The sequence below is a fragment of the Actinoplanes auranticolor genome (genome assembly GCF_018332655.1).
GTDB classification, from domain to species: domain Bacteria; phylum Actinomycetota; class Actinomycetes; order Mycobacteriales; family Micromonosporaceae; genus Actinoplanes; species Actinoplanes auranticolor.
The window spans coordinates 32237-52434 of record NZ_BOQL01000031.1 but is presented as its reverse complement, the minus strand read 5'-3'; the positions used below and the strand labels follow the sequence as shown (position 1 = coordinate 52434).

14 protein-coding genes are annotated in these 20198 nt (G+C 71.5%); 5 read left to right on the top strand and 9 right to left on the bottom strand.

Annotation, left to right across the window (positions count from 1 at the left end):
* Positions 1-17 precede the first annotated feature (17 nt).
* Complete coding sequence (locus Aau02nite_RS20470) at positions 18-1703, top strand: sodium:solute symporter family protein (RefSeq protein WP_212990171.1); 1686 nt, start codon at positions 18-20, stop codon at positions 1701-1703.
* On the opposite strand, the gene Aau02nite_RS20465 is transcribed toward Aau02nite_RS20470, so the two are convergent.
* Positions 1690-3201, bottom strand: a complete 1512-nt coding sequence (locus Aau02nite_RS20465; protein ID WP_212990128.1) for an alpha/beta hydrolase — start codon at positions 3199-3201, stop codon at positions 1690-1692. The genes Aau02nite_RS20470 and Aau02nite_RS20465 overlap by 14 nt on opposite strands.
* A gap of 103 nt (positions 3202-3304) precedes the next feature.
* Positions 3305-6364: a M14 family metallopeptidase gene (locus Aau02nite_RS20460; protein WP_212990127.1), complete on the bottom strand. Its 3060-nt coding sequence runs from the start codon at positions 6362-6364 to the stop codon at positions 3305-3307.
* A gap of 153 nt (positions 6365-6517) precedes the next feature.
* Here Aau02nite_RS20460 and Aau02nite_RS20455 point away from each other — a divergent pair, with 153 nt between their 5' ends.
* On the top strand, positions 6518-7645 hold the full coding sequence (locus Aau02nite_RS20455; protein ID WP_212990126.1) for a PQQ-dependent sugar dehydrogenase: 1128 nt from the start codon (positions 6518-6520) through the stop codon (positions 7643-7645).
* 25 nt (positions 7646-7670) lie between these two features.
* Here Aau02nite_RS20455 and Aau02nite_RS20450 read toward each other — a convergent pair whose 3' ends face one another.
* The 3 genes from Aau02nite_RS20450 to Aau02nite_RS20440 form a co-directional block, all read right to left on the bottom strand.
* Positions 7671-7925: a hypothetical protein gene (locus Aau02nite_RS20450; RefSeq protein WP_246595299.1), complete on the bottom strand. Its 255-nt coding sequence runs from the start codon at positions 7923-7925 to the stop codon at positions 7671-7673.
* 114 nt (positions 7926-8039) lie between these two features.
* Complete coding sequence (locus tag Aau02nite_RS20445) at positions 8040-8375, bottom strand: hypothetical protein (protein ID WP_212990125.1); 336 nt, start codon at positions 8373-8375, stop codon at positions 8040-8042.
* Between the two features lie 27 nt (positions 8376-8402).
* Positions 8403-10073 carry a sodium:solute symporter family protein gene (locus tag Aau02nite_RS20440; protein WP_212990124.1) on the bottom strand — a complete coding sequence of 557 codons (1671 nt, stop codon included), beginning with the start codon at positions 10071-10073 and terminating at the stop codon, positions 8403-8405.
* A 176-nt stretch (positions 10074-10249) separates the two neighbouring features.
* Here Aau02nite_RS20440 and Aau02nite_RS20435 point away from each other — a divergent pair, with 176 nt between their 5' ends.
* Positions 10250-12910, top strand: coding sequence for an NPCBM/NEW2 domain-containing protein (locus Aau02nite_RS20435; protein WP_212990123.1), 2661 nt, complete (start codon positions 10250-10252; stop codon positions 12908-12910).
* Here the strand turns inward: Aau02nite_RS20435 and Aau02nite_RS20430 are convergent.
* Entirely contained in the window at positions 12882-13571 is a 690-nt protein-coding gene (locus Aau02nite_RS20430; protein WP_212990122.1) for a TetR/AcrR family transcriptional regulator, read from the bottom strand. The genes Aau02nite_RS20435 and Aau02nite_RS20430 overlap by 29 nt on opposite strands.
* An 84-nt stretch (positions 13572-13655) precedes the next feature.
* Here Aau02nite_RS20430 and Aau02nite_RS20425 point away from each other — a divergent pair, with 84 nt between their 5' ends.
* The gene (locus tag Aau02nite_RS20425) at positions 13656-14897 is read left to right on the top strand and encodes an FAD-dependent monooxygenase (protein ID WP_212990121.1); all 1242 of its coding nucleotides are present in this window, start codon (positions 13656-13658) and stop codon (positions 14895-14897) included.
* On the opposite strand, the gene Aau02nite_RS20420 is transcribed toward Aau02nite_RS20425, so the two are convergent.
* Positions 14866-15522 (bottom strand): HAD family hydrolase, encoded by a 657-nt coding sequence (locus Aau02nite_RS20420; RefSeq protein WP_246595298.1) that lies wholly within the window; start codon positions 15520-15522, stop codon positions 14866-14868. The two genes, Aau02nite_RS20425 and Aau02nite_RS20420, sit on opposite strands and share 32 nt — an antisense overlap.
* Before the next feature lie 504 nt (positions 15523-16026).
* Here Aau02nite_RS20420 and Aau02nite_RS20415 point away from each other — a divergent pair.
* Positions 16027-17097: a glycosyltransferase family 2 protein gene (locus Aau02nite_RS20415; RefSeq protein ID WP_246595297.1), complete on the top strand. Its 1071-nt coding sequence runs from the start codon at positions 16027-16029 to the stop codon at positions 17095-17097.
* Here the strand turns inward: Aau02nite_RS20415 and fgd are convergent.
* Positions 17082-18101 (bottom strand): glucose-6-phosphate dehydrogenase (coenzyme-F420), encoded by a 1020-nt coding sequence (gene fgd / locus Aau02nite_RS20410; RefSeq protein WP_212990119.1) that lies wholly within the window; start codon positions 18099-18101, stop codon positions 17082-17084. The two genes, Aau02nite_RS20415 and fgd, sit on opposite strands and share 16 nt — an antisense overlap.
* A gap of 22 nt (positions 18102-18123) precedes the next feature.
* Positions 18124-19977, bottom strand: coding sequence for a sigma-70 family RNA polymerase sigma factor (locus tag Aau02nite_RS20405; RefSeq protein ID WP_212990118.1), 1854 nt, complete (start codon positions 19975-19977; stop codon positions 18124-18126).
* Positions 19978-20198: the final 221 nt, after the last annotated feature.

Sequence of the window (20198 nt, the reverse complement as noted above, 5' to 3'; positions counted from 1 at the left end):
TGTCCGACAAGCAGGTCATGCAGCTCGCGGTCTTCCTGGCGGTCTTCGGCGCGGTGACGATGCTGGGCTTCGCCGCGGCGCGCTGGCGCCGGCCGGATTCGATCCACAGCCTCGAGGAGTGGGGTCTCGGCGGCCGCGCGTTCGGTAACTGGGTGACGTTCTTCCTGCTCAGCGGGGATGTCTACACGGCCTACACGTTCGTCGCGGTGCCCACGCTGGTGTACGGCGTCGGCGCGGCCGGCTTCTTCCCGGTGCCGTTCCTGGTCATCGTCTACCCGATGCTGTTCGTGGTGCTGGCGCGCTTCTGGTCGGTGTGCCACGTGCACGGCTTCGTCACCCCGGCCGAGTTCGTCCGCTCCCGTTTCGGGTCGCGCGGGCTCGGCACCATCGTGGCCGTCCTCGGCATCGTCGCCACGATGCCCTACATCGCCCTGCAGCTGATCGGCATGGAGGCGGTGTTCGAGGTGATGGGCCTGCCCAAGGGCTGGCCGCTCACCGTGGCGTTCGCGGTGCTCGCGCTCTACACGTTCAACGCCGGGCTGCGCGGGCCGGCGCTGGTGTCCATCATCAAGGACGCGCTGGTGCTGTGGACGGTGCTGGCGGTGATCATCATCGTGTCGATGACCCCGGGCCAGTGGGACGTGGTGTTCCGCGTCGCCCAGGACAAGTACGCGACCAGCCCGCGCACCGACGACGGCCTGCTGCTCGCCTCGCAGAGCCAGCTCAACTACGTGACCCTGGCCCTGGGCTCGGCGGTCGCGCTCTTCCTCTACCCGCACACGCTCACCGGCGTGCTCGCGGCCCGTAACCGCGGCACGCTGCGCCGGAACCTCGCGGCTCTGCCGCTCTACACCCTGACCCTCGGCGTGCTCATGCTGATCGGTTTCGCCGCGGTCTTCGACGGTACGACGGCAGTGGGCGGCAACGGCAACACCGTGGTCCCCCAGTGGTTCGCGGAGAACACCCCGCCCTGGACCGCCGGGCTGGCCTTCGCCGCCATCGGCGTAGGCGCGATGGTCCCGGCGGCGATCATGTCCATCGCCGCGGCCAACCTGTTCACCAGAGACCTCTACCGCCAGTACATCCGCCCCCACGCCTCGGCCCGGGAGGAGACGTACGTCAGCAAGACCGTGTCGCTGACGGTCAAGTTCGGCGCCCTGCTGGTCATCCTGCTGCTCAACACGCAGTTCGCCATCGACCTGCAGCTGATCGGCGGTGTCCTGATCATGCAGACCCTGCCGGCAGTCGCCCTGGGCCTCTACACGAACTGGTTCCACCGCTGGGCCCTGGCCGGCGGGATCGGTGCGGGCCTGGCGGTGGGCCTGCTGATGCTCTACCAGGTGCCCAAGTACGCCGGCGACGGCCGCACGGTGGTGCGCGAGCATCTCGGCGGATCGGCCTGGCCGCTGAGCAACCTGGGCATCGACAGCGACGCCTCGATCTACGTAGGAATCGTCGCCCTGGCGGTCAACCTGCTGGTCGCGGCGCTCCTCACGCCGGTGCTCCGGGGCGCGGGCGCCGCCGACGGCCACGACCACACCCGGGAACACGACTACGTCGCGGACGAGGGGGACCCGACGGTACGCCGGATGGTGGAGATCCTGGACGGCGAGCCGGTCCCCGACCGGCCCGAGCAACCGGTCTCGCTGTTCACCCCGGTGCCCCGCCGTCCCCGCGACGACGAGGGGGTCAGGACCAGGTGATCCCGCCGGCCCGGGGATACCCGCGGCGCGGCGTGATGCCGCCCACGCCGGCCGCCTCGGGCTCGACTCCCGGGCACCGGGCCCCGGCGGCGGGCGGCCGGACGGTCAGCAGGTAACGGTCCACGGTCCTGCCCACGCAGTCGCTGCGGCCGTAGACGGTGTGCCCCCAGCCCTCGTAGGTCAGCAGGGACGCTTTCGGGCCGAGCTGGGCGGCGACATGCTGGGCCCAGGCGTACGGGGTGGCCGGGTCGTGCCGCGCGTTGACCAGCAGCACCGGGCCGGTCCGGGCCGGGGACAGCGCCCGCTGCGGGTTGTCCGTGCCGTCGGTGCGGCCCAGGCAGCCGTAGACCGAGGAGAGCGCGAGGGGTGAGAACGGCATCTGCGGCGACCGGGCGGCGATCCGGTCCAGGCGGGCGCGCAGGTCGGCGTACCCGGACACGGGCATCGACCAGTCGTCGCAGAAGACGGCGTGGAAGTTGTGCTCGCTGACGTCGACGGCGGCGCGGCCCAGCTTGGTGCCCGCGCCGTCGGTGGCTTCCTTGATGAACATCCCGAGTGAGTGCCACTGCGGGTCGTACATCGAGCTGAACGCGACCCCGACCAGCTCGTAGTGGGTCAGCTTGGACGCCGTGTCCTTCGGGTCCCGCAGTGTCCCGCGGCGCGCGGACGCGAGCAGGCCGGCCCACAGCTTGCGAACGTCCCGGCCGTGCACCGCGCACTCGGTGCTGCGCGCGCACCAGGCGACGAACTCGTCGAACGAGTCCTGCGCGGTGGCCGCCTCGCCGCCGAGGAATCCGTCGGTGTCGACGGTGTGGTCCATGACGCTGTCGAGCACCATCGCGCGGATCCGCCGCGGGTAGCGCTCGGCGTACTGCTGGCCGAGCAGGGTGCCGTACGAGGCTCCGTAGAAGCTGATCTTCTCCTCGCCCAGCGCGGCCCGCACCGCCTCCAGGTCGCGCACCACGCTCAGCGTGTCGACGTGCCCGTAGAGCGGCCCGGTGCGCCGGGCGCAGTCCGCGGCGAGCCGGCGGTTGTAGGCGACGAACGTGTCGTACGCCTTCGCGCTCTCGATCACCGGCGGCGGGGCGGCGGTCAGCACCGTCGTGGTGCAGACGATCGGGTGGCTACGCGAGATCCCGCGCGGGTCGAAGCCCACGATGTCGAAGCGCCGGCGCAGTTCGGGGCTGAAGAACGTGCTGTCGAGGGTGAAGTCGACGCCCGATCCACCGGGACCGCCGGGGTTGACCACCAGCGTCCCGATCCGCTGCTTCGGGTCGGCGGCCGGGCGGCGGGCCAGCGCGATCGCCACGGACGGCCCGTACGGCTGGGACCAGTCGACCGGGACGGTGAGGGTGGCGCACTGGGCGGTCTTGTCCTCCTCGCAGGGCTGCCAGTTCGGCGCTCTCCCGCGTACCGCGTACGCGGGGGTCGCCGCCGCAGTCAGCGCGACCAGGACAGTGAGGAACGCGGCCAGGATCGGCCGTGTCTTTGCTCGCACCGGTTGTCTCTCCGCCCTGCCCGGCAGGCGCGCCGCGCGCCTCCTGTCTAGAGCAAGCGCGCGGCGCGATCTGCGGTTCTGGCGGTTTACCTCCGAAAGAGGATTACCTCTTCAGGTGACGCAGGGCCCGGCGGACCAGGTCCACCCGCTTGTCCTCGGGCAGCCCCTCCAGGCCGAAGCCCAGGTAGACGCTGTCCGTGGTGGTCACGGCGGCACCGGAGTCGAAGGCGAGCTGGCTGCGCGCCCAGTCGGTGCTGTTGCGGCCGGAGCCCGGCGGCGGCCCGGCGACGGTCCAGCCGCCCAGGTCCGCCTCGAACGAGGTCTGCTGCGCGACCGTGCCGCCGACCTCGACCCGGATGTCGTCCAGGAAGACGCCCAGACCCTGGGTGCCCCAGTCCGACATGTAGGAGATCGAGAGCTCGACCTGCTTGCCCGCGTAGGCGCTCAGGTCGGCGTCGAACTCCTTCCAGCCGGAGCTGGTGCCGGTGGCGGCGTTCCAGGTGCCGGTGGTGCCGGTCGGGGTGCAACCCTCGCCCTGGTAGTGGGCCAGGAACGGATGGATGCTCTGGATGCCGGACTGGCAGCTGTCACCGGTCTCGGTGGTGGTCAGCCCGCCCGCGTCCGGCAGCGTGGTCCAGTCGTCGGTGCCCACGACGTGCGCCTCGACGAACAGGAAGTCCCAGTTCGCCTCGGTGTCGAAGGACGTCTGGAACTTCAGCCGCGCGGCGGTCGCCGCCGTCAGGTCGACGGTCTTGGTGAGCCGCTTGTACGAGACGTCCGACTGCCCGCTCCACAGGTACCAGTCGCCGTCGTACGGGTCGTACGGCGCGGCCCCGGGCAGCTGCCAGTCGATCGGCGCCCGCGAGTTGCCGAACTGCGGGAACTGCTTCGGCGGCAGGAAGCTCGAGGTGGTCAGGAACGACGCGGTGTGGTCACCGGCCGGGGTGGCACTGAAGCCCTTGAAGGCTCCCTCGGCGCCGACCAGCGGGAACGGCGTGCCGTCCGGGCCGGTGCCGCCGTCGCTGACGTAGGAGTACGCCCCCAGCCAGTACTGCTGGAAGTCGTTGCTCAGCGGCAGACAGGTCGGGTCGTCCGCGTCCAGGCACTCCGCCGGGGCGTTGGGCTGGTACACGTAGGCACCGTTGGCGGCCTGCGCGAAGCCGGCGTACTTGCCGCTGAACAGCAGCTTGCCGCCCTCGTTCAGGTAGTCGCGTACGGCCAGCTCGGTCTCCAGTGTCGAGCGGGCCGCCGTACCGGCCGGCTGGCCGGGCGCGCGCGGGATGATGTCGTCGCCGGTCTCCCACAGCACCGTGCGGTAGTGCGAGAGCACGCCGAGCGGGTGCGGCGCCTGCCGGGCGTTGGCGTCGATGTCGTAGACGTCGGCCGAACGGCCGGCGCGCTTGAGGGCTGCCACGTGCGCGGCGGCGTACCGGGCCGTGGTCGCGCCGTCGGTGTTGGCCGGCGAGATGCCGGTGACGTCCTCGGCCGCGAGCACCAGCACGTCACCGCCGATCTTGTCGGCCACCGTGTAGGTGAAGCTGGCCGACTTGACCGTCTTGCGGCCGTTGCGGGCGGTGAACCAGACCTGCACCTTGTCCTTGGCGCGGGCCTTGCTCACCGTGCCCCGGCGCTCGGCGAAGTACTTGTCGATGCCGTCGCCGTAGCGCTCGCCGCCGCGCCACTCCCGGGTCCGGTCGGTGCGCTCGCGCCCGCCGTTGATCCGGTAGTGCAGGGTGACGTCGCGCAGGGCCCGCCGGGCGGTCACCGCGACCTGCTGGCGCGAGCCGTACGACGTGCTGAACGCGTCCACGGTCAGGTCGGCGGTGCTGCGCCCGACGACCGAGACCGGGTTGTCCGGGTCGACGGCCGACTGGCCGACCGACAGCGCGAACGGCAGGTTCTTGCGGAACTCGTCCTCGACCAGCTTCTCATCGTCCGGGAAGTTGAAGCCGCTCTCGCAGTCCTCGGCCTTCCACTGGTCGTCCGGGTACAGGTTGGAGATCGTCTCGCAGGTGCTCATCTCCGGGGTGAAGCCGAGCGCACCGGTGCGCACCTGGGCGTGGAAGTCGGTGTCGCCGTTGGTGGTGTAGAGCTCGGCCGAGATGTCCGGGTCGTAGCCGGGCACGGCGGGGTGCGCGTCGTCGCCGGCCAGGGCGATCTGGATCTGGTCGTCCGGGCTGGGCGTGCTGACCTGCCAGCCGATGCCGTAGAGCAGCAGCTCGGCGGCCGAGTGGTAGTTCACCAGGAACTCGAAGCCGACCCGCTTGAACAGGGCGTCGAGCGCCCTGGTCTCGGGCTCGGAGTTCGGGCTCGGTCCGCGGTAGGTCTCGCTGGCCGGGTCGGGCGACGAGCCCTCGTTGTCGTAGCCCCACTTCTCCGCGAAGTTGCGGTTGAGGTCGACGCCGTCGCCCGCGGTGATCTCACCGTCGCCGTTGTTGTCGCGCAGGTTCTTGCGCCAGAGCCGGTGGCCCTCGGTGAAGGTGAAGTCGTAGCCGTCCGGGTTGGCGACCGGCAGGAACCAGACCTCGGTGGTGTTGAGCAGCCTGGTCAGCGCCGGGTCGGTGCCGTAGCCGTCGATGACGTGGTGCATCAGCCGCCGGGTCATCTCGGGGGTGATCCACTCGCGGGCGTGCTGGGCGCCGATGTAGAGCGTCGCCGGGCGGCGCCCGTCGGGCACGACCCGCGCGTCGCGGGTGACCTTCACGGCCTGGATGGGTACGCCACGCACGGTCTTGCCCACGGTGACCAGCTTGGCCAGGCGTGGGTTCCGGGCGGCGGTTTCGGCGAGCTCCGCGCGCAGGCCACCGGGCGCGTTGTACTGCCGGAAGACGGTCGGCGCCGCGGCGGCCTGCTTGCGCATCGCCGTGGACTTGCGCTTCTCGGCGAGCGGCACGCCCGCGGCTATCAAAGCTTCGGCCTGGCGGCGGCCGAGGATGGGCTGGACGGTGACTTTGCCGCCGGCGGCAGCGGTCACGGCGCTCTCGTCGTGGTCGATGCCGACGGCCCGAAGGCGTTGCAGCTGTGCTGCGTCGAGGGTGCCCACGTACACAGCGAGATCGTCCTCGGCTGGTACGGCGGCGGCCGGCGCGATCCCGGACAGGGCCGCGGCGGCCACTGTCAGAAGGGATAACGCGCAGGCGGTAGCCCGGCGGGCTGGGGTCATGGTGTGAGCCTCCATGGGTGGGAAGGTCGTGAGTGGACCCTCCCGGCCATCCGCCGAGGCTGTCAAGGATGCGCATACCTGTATTGGTGAAGAAATGGTAACGGTCCGTACCCGTTCAGGTTTCTCTCAGCAAGGCGAGGCACGGTGGGACCCATGTCAACCGCCGATCGGTCGAGTCTGCGCTGGAAAGTAGCCGTTACCGCTGCTGGCGCGGCCCTGCTGGCCGCCTGCTCCAGCGAGGAGCCGACCGCCGCTCCCGCTCCCCGCGCCACCCCGCCTACCTCCACCGCGCCGGCCTCGGCCGCCCCGTCCACGGACGGTGGCACCCCGGATCTGAGCGCCCCGGAGACCATCGCGACCGGCATCGAGGTGCCGTGGGGGCTGGCCTTCCTGCCCGACGGCAGCGCCCTGGTGGCCGAGCGCGACAGCGGCGACGTGCTGCGGGTGCGCGCCGGTGGCGGCCGGCCGGAGCAGGTGTTCCGGGTGCCGGGTGTCGCGGCCGACGGCGAGGGCGGGCTGCTCGGCCTCGCGGTCGCCGCGGACTACGCCCGGACCCGGTGGATCTACGCCTACCACACCGCGTCGGACGACAACCGGATCGTGCGGTTCAAGCTCGGCGGCGGGGCCCCGGAAGTGATCTTCGACGGGATCGGCAAGGCCGGCATCCACAACGGCGGCCGGATCGCCTTCGGGCCCGACAAGATGCTCTACGTGGGCACCGGTGACGCCGGGGACGGCAGCGCGTCGCAGGACGCCGGCGACACCAACGGCAAGATCCTGCGGCTGACCCCGGAGGGCCGGCCGGCGCCGGGCAACCCGACGGCCGGCTCGCCGGTCTGGAGCCTGGGGCACCGCAACGTGCAGGGCCTCGCCTGGGCGGCGGACGGCACGATGTACGGCATCGAGTTCGGCCAGAACCGCCTCGACGAGGTCAACAAGATCGAGCCCGGCGCCAACTACGGCTGGCCCGAGGTCGAGGGCAAGGGCGGCGACGGCGACTACGTCGACCCGATCGTCACGTGGAGCACCGATGAGGCCTCCCCGTCCGGGGCGGCGATCGCCGGCGACACCCTGTACGTCGCCGCGTTGCGGGGGGAGCGGCTGTGGACCGTGCCGCTCGACGGTGGCGAGCCGAGGGCCGAGTTCTCCGGGCGGTACGGGCGGCTACGCACGGTAGCCGTCGCACCGGACGGTGCCCTCTGGCTCACCACCTCGAACACGGACGGACGAGGCGACGTCCAGGATGGCGACGACCGGATCCTGCGCTTCCGGGCCCGCTGACGGCTCGGGCCGCGAAGCGCAGGCGTTACGTCCGATTGTTGGGCGGGAGCAGCGGCAACGTGGAGATCACCGTCGCGTAGTGGGCGATCTGCCGGGAGTTCGGCACGACGCCGACACTGCGCAGCTGATCCTGAATGGCCTGTGCAACTTCATCCTCGGACTTGCCGCGATGCGTCTGCATGACCTTGTTGACCGCGTAGTCAACGCGAAGCTGCATCTGCCAGCCGACGGGCCGCTGTCCGGCCCCGCCGGCGAAGCTCACTGAGGCGAGGGGTTCCATGACCTGAGTATCGGGAGCACCCCCGGTGGATCGGAAGGTTCGGGGTAGCGGTGCAACCCTCTTGCACCCGGGCCGCACCGACTTCTCCATCAATCGGGCGGCCCGGGTTGCCGTTCAGTCCTGCACGGGCTTGCGCGGGCCCTCGTCGGCGTCCGGACCGGCCTTCGCCGGGGGCAGCTCGGCCGGGCGCCACCAGAGCCAGAGCAGGAAGAACCCGCCCAGCGCCAGCATCGCCAGCCCCATCCAGAGGTTGATCCGGACACCCTGGGCCTTGTCGATCTCCGCGCCGGTGTCGAAGATCCCGAGCAGCGTGACGATCACTCCGTACACCACGAACAACCCGCCGATCACCCGGCGCACATCGAACAGGCGCGCCGCGGCCGACACCTTCTCCAGATCCTCGCCCTGCGCCAGCTGCTCGTCGTCGGGCCGGTTGGACTCCTGCGACATGTCGACTCCTCTCGTGGCTCGCGCCGGTTACCAGACGGGGATGTAGAGCAGGAAGGCCAGCGCGACGGCGATCGCGCCGAGCAGGGCGGGATTGCGCCACCAGACCTTGTCCCCCGCCATGATCACCTCGCCGGAGGTGGTCGGCCCGCCCAGTCCGTAGACCAGGCCGCGCAGCTCGTTGTCGGACTTGCTCTCGGTGAACATCGTGACCGCCACGGCCACCACCACGGCGGTGAAGAAGGCCAGGCCCGCACCCCAGAAGCTCTCCTCCAGGTCGGAGTTGAACGTGACGACGTCGGCCAGGTAGAGCAGGTACAGCGTCAGCGACGACGCCGTGCCCAGCAGCAGCGACCAGAAACCGGCCCAGGCGGTCATCCGCTTCCAGAACATGCCCACGATGAAGGTCGCGAACAGCGGGGCGTTGAACAGCGAGAACAGCGCCTGGATGTAGTTCATGATGTTGCTGAAGCCGGCCGCGATGAACGCGGTGCCGATGCCGACGACGATGCCGCCGACCGTGGCGACCCGGCCGATCCGCAGGTAGTACTCGTCGGAGCGGTCCTTGCGGACGTAGGTCTGCCAGATGTCGTAGGTGAAGACGGTGTTGAAGCCGCTGACGTTGGCGGCCATGCCGGCCATGAACGAGGCGATCAGACCGGTCACCGCGACGCCGAGCACACCGTTGGGCAGCAGGTCGTTCATCAGCAACGGGATGGCGTTGTTGTAGACCAGGTCACCCTCGTCGGCGCCGAGACCCTTGACCGTGACGATGGCGATCAGACCGGGGATGACGGTGACCGCCGGGATCAGCAGCTTCGGGAACGCGGCGATGATCGGGGTCCGCCGGGCGGCGCTCATGTTCTTGGCCGACAGCGCCCGCTGCACCTCGGCGAAGTTCGTGGTCCAGTAGCCGAACGAGAGCACGAAGCCCAGGCCGAAGACGATGCCGATCCAGTTCGCGCCCAGCGGGTTGTCCTGGCTCGCCGTGCCCTGCCAGGTGTGCAGGGCGGCGTCACCCAGCTCGCTGTTGCGGACCGCGTCGAACAGGCCGTCGATGCCGCCGACCTTGACCAGGCCGATGACGGTGATCGGGATGAGGCCGGCCAGGATGACGAAGAACTGCAGCACCTCGTTGTAGATCGCCGAGGAGAGCCCGCCGATGCCGATGTACAGCAGCACGATCGCCGCGCCGATCACGATCGAGACCCAGAGCGGCCAGCCGAGCAGCGCGTCCAGGACCAGGGCCAGGGCGTAGAGGTTGACCCCGGCGATCAGCACCTGGGCGACCGCGAAGCTCAGCGCGTTGAACAGGTGGGTCGGGCGGTTGAACCGCAGCCGCAGGAACTCGGGGACGCTGCGGACCTTGGAACCGTAGTAGAAGGGCATCATCACGATGCCGAGGAAGACCATCGCCGGTACGGCGCCGATCCAGTAGTAGTGCAGGGTCATCAGGCCGTACTGGGCGCCGTTGGCGGCCATGCCGATGATCTCGAGGGCACCGAGGTTGGCCGAGACGAACGCCAGGCCGGTGACCCAGGCGGGCATCGATCGGCCGGACAGGAAGAAGTCGGCGCTGGTCTTGATCGCTCTTCGGGCGGCGAAGCCGACGCCCAGGACGGTCGCGAAGTAGATCGCGAGGATCAGGTAGTCGAATACGTCGAGATCGAGCCGTAGCCCTTCAGCCGCGAGCGTCTCCACGGGCACCTCCCTGTGCGGTCCAGGCGGCGATACCCGTCATGAAGATCCTTCACACCTGCCTGTGTCATCCAGGTAAATCGGCCGTCCGACCGGGCTCGATCGGCTGTCGTGAATATTTTTCTGGATCTCTGTAACGCGCGTGAAATATGGTCATCCTTCGACGCGAAGGAGATTCGATGCGCCTACGGCGACTGTCCTCCACTGTGCTCGGTGCGGCGTTGGCTGCCACTACCTTGGCCGCTCCGGCGGCCGCCGCGGAGCCGCTGTCCTGGTCCGTCAGCGGTCCGGGGGCCGCTGTGTCCGCGCAGCTCGCCCTCGACGAGGCCGGCCGGCTGCGTTTCGGGGTCGACCGGGCCGGCACGACGGTGCTGTCCCCCGCACCGATCGGCCTGGTCACCACCGCTGCGGACCTCAGTGCGGGGCTGAGTTTCGTGTCGCGCGGCAACCGCACCGTCCGCGAGCGGTACACGAAGACCACCGGCAAGCAGCTGACCCGCGACGTCACGCTCACCGAGTCGACGTTCGCCTTCACCGGTGCCGGCGGGGCCCGCCTGGACGTCGTGGTGCGGGTCTCGGCCGAGGGCGCCGCCTACCGGTACGTGCTGCCGGCCGGCGGCACGATCACCGGGGAGACGTCGTCGTTCTCCCTTCCCGCCGACGCACCCGCGTGGCTGCTGCCGTACTCCCCCAACTACGAGAACGACCGGGTGCAGACCACCGCGGGTGCCGCCGCCACCGGTGACTACGGCTTCCCGTCGCTGTTCCGGGTCGGCAGCACCTACGCCCTCGTCACCGAGTCCGACGTGGACGGTCGCTACTCCGGCGCCCGGCTGTCCCACAGCGCCGGCTCGGGGGCGTACACGATCAAGCTCGCCGACCCGCAGGTCGTGGCGACCAGCCGGCTGGCCACCCCCTGGCGTACGGCGATCGTCGGCGACCTGGCCACCGTCACCGGCTCGATGCTGGTCGACGACCTGGCCCCGCCGGCCGAGCTGGCCGACACCTCCTGGGTCCGGCCCGGCACCACCGCCTGGTCCTGGCTCTCCGAGCACAGCAGCCCGGCCGACCCCGCCCGGCAACGGCAGTACATCGACTTCGCCGCCCGCAACGGCTGGCCCTACGTGCTCATCGACGAGGGCTGGAGCGCGCAGTGGGTGCCCGAAGTGGTGCGCTACGCCCGGGCCCGCGGCGTCGACGTGCTGCTCTGGTTCCACTGGACCGCGCTCGACACCGCGCAGGAGCGGGACAGCATGCTGCCGCTGCTCAAGTCGTGGGGAGTCGCCGGCGTCAAGGTCGACTTCATGGACTCGGACAGCCAGGCCCGGTTCCGGTGGTACGACGACATCCTCGCCGCCACCGCCACCCACAAGCTCATGGTCAACTTCCATGGCGCCACCGTCCCGCGCGGGGTGCAGCGCACCTGGCCGCACGTCATGACGCTGGAGGCGATCCGCGGCGCCGAGCAGTTCCGCACCCGGGCCGCCACCAACACGATGTTCCCGTTCACCCGCAACGTGGTCGGCGGCATGGACTACACGCCGGTGACCTGGGTGGTGGCCGACCGGGACACCACCGACGCGCACGAGGTGGCCCTCGCGGTGGTCTACGAGTCCGGCTGGCAGCACCCCGCCGACAAGCCGGAGACGTACGAGTCGCATCCCGAGGCCCTGCGGACGCTGAGCCAGCTGCCGACCGTGTGGGACGAGACCAAGCTGCTGGCCGGGGCGCCCGGCCAGGAGGCCGTCATCGCCCGGCGCCACGACGACCGCTGGTACGTCGGCGGCATCTCCGCGGTGGCCGCCAAGACGTTCAGCACCCCGCTCGGGTTCCTCGGCAGCGGGCGGTACCTGGCCGAGACGCTGCGCGACGGTGACGGCGGGCTGGTGCGGGAGAGCCGGATCGTGCGCCGTGGCGACACGCTCACCGTGCCGGAGCGCACGAACGGCGGCTTCGTCACCGTGCTCTGCGCGTACACCGGGTCGGCCACCTGCGACCGGCCGGTCCGGCGCGTACCCGTCACCACGCTGACCGTCGACCCGGCGAGCGCGGACGTCCGCCCCGGGCAGACGGTGCCGGTGTCGGCGACCTTCACGCTGCCCGCCGGTGGCCCGATCACCGGCGTGACGCTGGCACCCGTACCGCCGGCGGGCTGGACCGTCTCCGGCGCGGTCGTCCGCGACGCCACCATGCGCGGCGGCGACACCTTGCGCGGCACCTGGCGGTTCACCGCACCGGCCGGCGTCGCCGCCGGCTTCGTCGACCTGCCGGTCGCGGCCGACTTCACCTACCCCGCCGACCCCGGCTCCCCGGACGCCCCGGGAAGCCGCCGGCCGGTGCACGTCGAGCAGGCGGTCCGGGTCCTGGTGCCGCCGGCCGACCCGGCCGGCACCCCGGCGGTCAGCGACCTGCCGTTCCTGACCGAGACCAACGGGTACGGGCCGGTCGAGCGCGACCAGTCCAACGGGGAGGCGGACCGCGGTGACGGCCGGGCGCTGAGCATCCGCGGCACCGTGTACGCCAAGGGGATCGGCATGCACTCCCCGGGCGAGGTCACCATCTGGCTGGGCGGCGCCTGCACCCGCTTCACCGCGGTGGCCGGCATCGACGACGAGGTGACCCAGTCCGGCTCGGCCGACTTCCAGGTGCTCGGTGACTCCCGGCAGCTGGCCGCGACCGGGATCCGGCGCAGCGCGGACCCGGCCGCCGCCCTGACCGTCGACGTCACCGGCGTGCGGGTGCTGACCCTGCGGGCGACCGACGGCGGGGACGGCAAGAACTTCGACCACGCGGACTGGGCCGACGCCCGGCTCAGCTGCGCGCCCGGCGCCGGTCGATAAGGATTTCCAGGCCGTCGAGGATGCGGTCCAGGCCGAAGGTGAAAGCCTGGTTCTGACCGCCCTCGGCGGCCGTCTCCCGCATGGCCGCGGTCAGCTGCGGGAAACGCGCGCCGTGCAGCGTCAGCACTTCGGCCATCGCGGCGTTCATCTCGTCCTCGTCAAGCCGGGCGGCGGACTGCTGCGCCAGCATCCGGGCGTGCCCGGCGAGCACCGCGATGGCGTCCAGCCGTTCCGCCCCGGTGAGCCCGGAGCCGGCGCCCAGCGCGGCGAGCGCGCACTCCATCCAGCCGAGCTCGCGCGGGCCGAGCGGACGCCGCCCGACCGTGGCGTCGACGGACCAGGGGTGCCGCAGGTACGCCGCGAAGAGCAGCTCTGACCACTCGGTGAGCGCGGCCCGCCAGGCGTCCGCCCGCAGCACCGGCGGCTCCCCGATCGCCCGCTCGATCATCAGCGCCACGAGCTCCGCCTTGCCCGGCAGGTAGCGGTAGAGCGACATCTTCGTCTTGCCCAGCTCGGCGGCCACCCGCTGCATGGACACCGCGGCCAGGCCCTCGGCGTCGGCGACCGCGATCGCGACGTCCGTGATGCGCTCCAGGCTCAGCGCCGGCTTGGGCCCGCGGGTGGGCCGGGCGCGCCCGCCCCACAGGAATTCCACTGACATCCGACGACCTCTTGCGCTCCGGCGACAACTGTCTCTACCGTACACAGAAATAACTGTTACCCATGGACACAGTTTGGAGCCGCCATGACCGGCACGGTCCTGATCTCGGGCGCGGGCATCGCCGGGCCCGCCCTGGCCTACTGGCTGGGCCGCCACGGCTTCCGGCCGACGATCGTCGAGATCGCCCCGGCCCTGCGCCCGGGCGGCAACGCCGTCGACTTCCGCGGCCCGGTCCACCTCGGCCTGCTGGAACGCATGGGCGTGCTGGCCGCCCTGCGCGAGGCGCAGACCGGAGGCACCGCGATGCGCTTCGTGGACGCGGACGGAGTGCGGACCATGGAGATGCCCGCCGACTTCGCCGGCGGCGACCTCGAGATCCTGCGCGGCGACCTGTCCCGGATCCTGTGCGCGGCCGGCGACGAGTGGACCGGGTACGTCTTCAACGACAGCATCGCGGCCCTGCACGAGACCCCGGACGGCGTCGACGTCACGTTCACCTCCGGCCGGCAGCGCACCTTCGACCTGGTCGTCGGGGCCGACGGGGTGCACTCCCACGTCCGCCGGCTGGCCTTCGGCGCGGGACGGCACGTGAGCCACCTCGGTTACTACGTGGCCGGCTGGCCGATGCCCAACCACCTCGGCCTGGGCCGCGACACGCTGGGCTACAACGTCCCGGGCCGGCTGGCCTCGATCGGCGGCGACCACCGGGACCCGGCCAAGGCCGGCGCGTTCGTCGTCTTCGCGTCACCGGAGCTGAGCTACGACCGGCACGACGTCGACGAGCAGAAACGGCTGGTGCGCCGGCGTTTCGTGGACCTCGGCTGGGAGGTGCCGCGCATGCTGGCCGCCCTGGACTCCACCGACGACCTCTACTTCGACCAGATCTGCCGGGTGGACGTCGAGCCGTGGTCACGCGGGCGGATCGCCCTGGTCGGCGACGCGGCCTGCGGGGCGACCATCGGCGGCATGGGCAACGGTACGGCGCTGGTGGCGGCGTACACGCTGGCCGGCGAGCTGGCGGCCGCCGGCGGCGACCACACCGTGGCGTTCCCGCGCTACGAGGCCCGGATCAGCCGCTTCGCCAGACGCGCGCAGCGGGGTGGCGCGGGCGCGGGCCGGTTCCTGGCCCCGAAGACGGCGCACGGCCTGGCCGTCCGCAACTGGCTGCACAACCGGGAGTGGTTCATGAAGCTGACCTACCGGGTCGCCGGCGACCGCAGTGGCGGCATCGATCTGCCCGCCTACGAGGTCGCGGAGTCCCGAGCCGGCCGCGCGGACCGGCCCGGGGACCCGCTCAGCGGAGCTTCTCGACCGCCTCGACCGTGAGCTCGTCCAGGCCGTTGATGACCAGGGCGGCCAGGGCCAGGGCGTCGTCCGCCGGCGGATAGACCCCGTGCGGCACCGCGATGACCGCGAGTCCGGCTGCGGCCGCCGAGCGCAGGCCGTTGCTGGAGTCCTCGACCGCCGCGCAGACCTCGGGGGTCAGCCCGAGGCGCTCGACCGCAGCCAGGTAGACGTCCGGTGCCGGTTTGCCGCGCGGCACCTCCTCGGTCGACAGAGTGACCCGGAACGTGCCGGCCAGCCCGGCCGTCTCGAGGACCTGGTCGATGAGGATCCGGGCGGACGAGCTGGCCAGGGCGACGGGGAAGCGTTCCGCGAGCCGCCGCACGGCGTCGACCGAGCCGGGGATCAGCGGCAGCGCCGAGCGGTACCGCTCGGCCATCCGGGCGAGCACGTCCGCGGCGACCTGCTCCGGGGTGCGGGGTACGCCCACCTCGGCACTGAGGTGCGTGGACCATTCCCCGGTGCTCATCCCCATCATCCGGGTCTGACTGTCGGGGAGGAACTCGCGCCCGTGCTCGGCGACGTAGCCGCGGCGCACCTCTTCCCAGACCTCTTCGGTGTCGATGATGACGCCGTCGAGGTCGAAGACCACTGCTCGCACCGTCACAGCGCCTCGATCGTGGGCATGACCCGGGTGCGCAGCGTCTCGAGGCCCTCGAAGCGTTCCGCGGTGTGCAGACCCAGTTTCACTGAGACTCTTCCTCTCCTGTTCCGGCGGCCGCCGGCCCGACCGACGGCGGCCCGCCCGGTGAACCCTATCCCCGGGATGCATCGCGGCGCCGGGCCCCCGAACCATCACGGTACGGATCCTCAGCGCCCGGATTGTCACATATGGGGGTGCCGCACCGTCCACTTTCCTCACTCACAGCGATGGGCGATCTGTCCAGATTCTCGATCGCTTAACCGGTAAAGGCGCACCGGAGCTGCATATACATGACTGTCCGCCACCGGCCGCTGTGTCACCCTCACGACCGGTTGACGCACCGTAATCGATTGGTAAGTTGTTGGCCGGTCCCCCCGATGACCTCCGTACCGCACCCGCCGAGGAGCCACCGCCATGCCTCCCGCGCCGCGACAGCCGGCGAACCACGCCTCGTGGTCGTCGCCATCCGTGACCGTCGTGATCCCCGCCCTCAACGAAGAGCACAACCTGCCGCTGATCCTGGAGAACCTGCCGCCGGTGGACGAGGTCGTCGTGGTGGACGGCCGGTCCCGCGACGACACGGTCGCGGTGGCCCGCGAGGTACGCCCCGACGTGGTCGTGGTCCGCCAGACCCGTACCGGCAAGGGCAACGCGCTGGTCTGTGGTTTCGCCGCGAGCACCAGCGACATCGTGGTCACGCTCAACGCCGACGGATCGGCCGATCCGCAGGAGATCCCGCGTTTCGTGGACGCCCTGCTCTCCGGGGCCGAGGCCGCACACGGATCGCGCTTCCGGGCCGGCGGCGACCACCGCGACGCCGGCGCCTTCGAACGCTTCGGGCACGGCCTGCTGTGCCGGGTCGTCAACCTCTTCTTCGGCACCCGGTTCACCGACCTCAGCTGTGCCTACAACGCCTACTGGCGCGACCTGCTGCCGGTGCTGGAGCTGCCCGCCCCGGACGCCCGCGGGCCCAAGCGCGGCCGGCCGGCCTGGGGCGAGGGACCGGAGATCGACACCCTGACCACGCTGCGGCTGGCGACCCAGGGCCTGCGGGTGGTGGAGGTGGCCACGGTCGGCTATCCCCGCATCCACGGCGAGGACCGGCCCCGGCGGGTCCTGCCCGCGGCCCTGCGGGCGCTGCGCACCGCCTGGAGCGAGTACGTCCGCCGCTGGCAGATCGGTCGCCGCCCGGCCCCGCAGCGCTACGAGGCCCCCGGGCAGGCTCGCTACGAAGCGCCTCGGGAGTCCCGCTACGAAGCACCCAACCCCCGCAGTCCCTACGTGGACGAGCCGACCGGACGGCACGCGGCCCGGCACTCGGTGCCCCCGCCCGACCGCGACCGCGACATCCGGGACATCCGCGAGGGCCGGGACATCCGCGAGGGCCGGGGACGCGACGGCCGGCGGCCGGTGCGGCGGCGCGGCGGCGAGCCCGGCCGCCCCGACCTCACCATCATCCGGGGCGAGGGCCGGGACGAACGCTGGGACGGTCCGGCGCACCTGCGGGCGGTGCCGGGCGAGAACTACCGGGGGTACTGACCCTCGGTGGCGCGCTCGCGCAGGCGGGGCAGGATCTGCTCGCCGTACACCCGCAGGAAGCGGTCCTGGTCCGGGCCCGGCGCGTGGAAGACCAGGTGCCGGAAGCCCATGTCGAGATACTCGGCGACCTTCGCGGCGTGCTCGTCCGGGTCCGACGAGACGATCCAGCGGCTGACCGTACGGTCCACCGGCAGCGCGTCCGCGCGCCGCTGCATCTCGATCGGGTCCTCCACGCCGGTCTTCTCCTCCGGCGACAGGGCCAGCGCACCCCAGTAGGCGGTGTCGTTGCGGGCCTGCTCGATGTCCGGGTCGAAGGAGACCTTGACCTCGATCATCAGGTCGACGTCGTCGAGTGACCGGCCCGCCTTCCCGGCGCCCTCGCGGACGGCCGGCAGCAGCGTGTCGGTGTAGAGCTCGCTGCCCTTGCCGCTGGTGGTGATGAACCCGTCGGCGATGCGCCCGGCGAGCCGGGTCGCGGCCGGGCCGGAGGCGCCGATGTAGATCGGCACCGGCTGCTCCGGCTTGTCGTAGATGGTGGCCAGCTCGGTGCGGTAGAAGGTGCCCTCGAAGGTCACCCGGTCCTCGGTCCAGAGCTGCCGGATCAGGGTGACCGCCTCCTTGAGGCGGGCGAAGCGCTCCTTGCCGTCCGGCCACTGCAGGCCGAGCGGGACCTCGTTGAGCGATTCGCCCGAGCCCACGCCGAGGATGACTCGGCCGGGCGCCAGGCACCCGAGGGTGGCGAACGCCTGGGCGACCACCGCCGGGTGGTAGCGGAACGTCGGGGTGAGCACGCTGGTGCCGAGCAGGACCCGCTCGGTGCTGGTGGCGAGCGCACCGAGCCAGGGCAGTGCGGCCGGCGCGTGCCCGCCGTCGTGCCGCCACGGCTGCAGGTGGTCGCTGACGAATACCGAGTCGAAGCCCTGCTGCTCGGCCTGGATGCCGTAGCGGAGCAACTCGCGCGGGGCGAACTGCTCCGCCGATGCCTTGTAGCCGAACCGAATCATGGTCCGACCTTATCCCGCGGCGCTACCCGGCGGCCTTGTACGCCTTGCCCGCCTCGGTCGGTGTGGAGGCGTCCTTGTAGAGACCGAAGTCGACGCTGTCCCCCACCGCGGGCAGGCCGAACCAGGCGTACCGCTCGACGAAGGAACGCTTCTCCATGCCGGTCGTGGTGCCCTTGATGAAGGCCGCCTCCTGAGCTCCCGTGGGGTACTTCGGGGAGCCGGTGAAGTTCATCAGGCCGTACTCGGTGACCCAGATCGGCAGGTCGTACCGGGCGTGCACGGCGTCGACGTAACCGAGGAACTGCCCGACCGCGGCGTCGCTGAAGTCCGAGCCGTACCAGTGCACGGTGATGAAGTCCACGCGCAGATTCTTCTCCTTCGCGCCCTTCATGAACCGGTCCAGCCAGCCGCCCGGGGTGTCGCCGCCGTAGGCGACGGCCGGGCTGCCCAGCCGCATGCCGGTCTCCTGCAGCTTCGGCCAGGCGGCGAGGGCGTCCTCGACGCTCATGTCGGCCTGCCCGCCCATGTCCGGCTCATTGAAGCCGAGCAGCACGTCGCCCTCGCGCTCGGCCTTGGCCAAGGTCCCGGCCGTGACGTTGGCCTTGCCCCAGATCATCGGGACGAACTCGACGTCGGCGGGTCCGGGCATGGAGTCGTTGTCGGGCGACCAGTTGTAGTACCAGCCCGCGCCGACGTCGTCGAGCGCGCCCTTGATCCCGTCGAACTGCCAGGTGCCGACGCCCTTCTTGGCCGAGGTCGCGGTGGCAGGCACCGGCGCGACGGGCGCCTTGGTCTTCTTCTTCGACGGCGAGGGTTTGGCCGACGGCGACGCCGAGGTGGCGCTCGGCGTGGGCGTGGCCGGCAGGGACAGCCGCGGCGTGGGGGCGAAGGTGGAGATCACCGCCGCGTTGGCGACCGGCTTGTCGGCGTTGGTGTACACGACCACGGCCGCACCGCCGCCGGCCACCGTGCCGGTCGCCAGCATGGCCGTGGCCACCCGCCGCCCGACGCCGACGCCGCCCTTCACGGCGATCTTGGCGGCCAGCGCCTTGCCGGAGAGCGCGTGCGCGGCGTGCGAACCGGCCTGCGCGCCACCGAAGGCGGAGAGGGCACCGCCGCTGAGCGAGTGCGGCAGCGGCACCAGCGCCATGCCCACCAGCAGCCGTTCCGCCGCCACCAGGCCCGACCAGGCCGGGGAGCATTGCCGGCAGTCCCGGGTGTGGCGGGCGATGCGCTTGCGCCACAGCGCGCCGGGCCGGCCGTCCCACTCGGCGGTGACCAGCGCCAGGTCCGCGCACGGCGGGTTGGCGGCCAGCGCGCGCACGACCACCCGGGCCGTCTCCAGCTGGCCCTTCATCCGCTGGATCCGGACCGCCGCGTGCTGGCGGGTCACCTCGGTGGCGGCGACGATCTCGTCCCGGGTCAGCTCGCCGGAGGCCTCCAGCCACCACAGCGAGAGCAGCTCCCGGTTGTCCTCGTCCAGCCAGCGGGTGGCCTCGGCGGTCTCCCGGCGCTGTCCGGCCAGCTCCAGCCGGGTGATGGCCAGGTCGGTGAAATCGGCCCCCGGGTCGCGGACGTCGTCGGGCAGCAGGGTGTCCGGGGCGGAACGGCGGACCCGGTAGCGCTCCCGCACCTGACGCACGGTGATGGCCACCAGCCAGGACCGGAACGCCTCGGGCTCGCGCAGGTCACCGAGGTTGCGCAGGACGCGCAGCATGGTGTCCTGCACGACGTCGTCGACGTCGGCGTGCCCGTCGAGGGCCCGGCCGACGATCGTGTAGACCAGCGGCAGGTAGCCGGCGACCAGGCGGTCGACCGCGGCCGGGTCGCCGTCGCGGGCGGCGACCACCGTCGCGGTGTCCGGTTGAAACGCCATCAGAGTCCTGACCTCTTCCCGTGGAGCCTCGATCATTGCGCGCGGCGGCCGTTTCGCCGACCACGGGAAGGGAGACCGCCCGAACGGCCTGCGATAACAAGAACTTCGGTCGGCTGGTTCCGGACCGGCGGGAAGCCGGATCGCCCGTTTCGGGATTAGCCCGGCCGTCCAGCGGGAACATCACCGTCAGCGAACCGGGCAGGCGCCGGGTCGACAACGGG

Coding starts and splice junctions, on each gene's coding strand:
- Aau02nite_RS20470 (WP_212990171.1), top strand. CDS start 18: ATGCAGCTCGCGGTCTTCCTGGCGGTCTTCGGCGCGGTGACGATGCTG.
- Aau02nite_RS20460 (WP_212990127.1), bottom strand. CDS start 6,364: ATGACCCCAGCCCGCCGGGCTACCGCCTGCGCGTTATCCCTTCTGACA.
- Aau02nite_RS20455 (WP_212990126.1), top strand. CDS start 6,518: ATGTCAACCGCCGATCGGTCGAGTCTGCGCTGGAAAGTAGCCGTTACC.
- Aau02nite_RS20450 (WP_246595299.1), bottom strand. CDS start 7,925: ATGGAACCCCTCGCCTCAGTGAGCTTCGCCGGCGGGGCCGGACAGCGG.
- Aau02nite_RS20445 (WP_212990125.1), bottom strand. CDS start 8,375: ATGTCGCAGGAGTCCAACCGGCCCGACGACGAGCAGCTGGCGCAGGGC.
- Aau02nite_RS20435 (WP_212990123.1), top strand. CDS start 10,250: ATGCGCCTACGGCGACTGTCCTCCACTGTGCTCGGTGCGGCGTTGGCT.
- Aau02nite_RS20430 (WP_212990122.1), bottom strand. CDS start 13,571: ATGTCAGTGGAATTCCTGTGGGGCGGGCGCGCCCGGCCCACCCGCGGG.
- Aau02nite_RS20425 (WP_212990121.1), top strand. CDS start 13,656: ATGACCGGCACGGTCCTGATCTCGGGCGCGGGCATCGCCGGGCCCGCC.
- fgd (WP_212990119.1), bottom strand. CDS start 18,101: ATGATTCGGTTCGGCTACAAGGCATCGGCGGAGCAGTTCGCCCCGCGC.
- Aau02nite_RS20405 (WP_212990118.1), bottom strand. CDS start 19,977: ATGGCGTTTCAACCGGACACCGCGACGGTGGTCGCCGCCCGCGACGGC.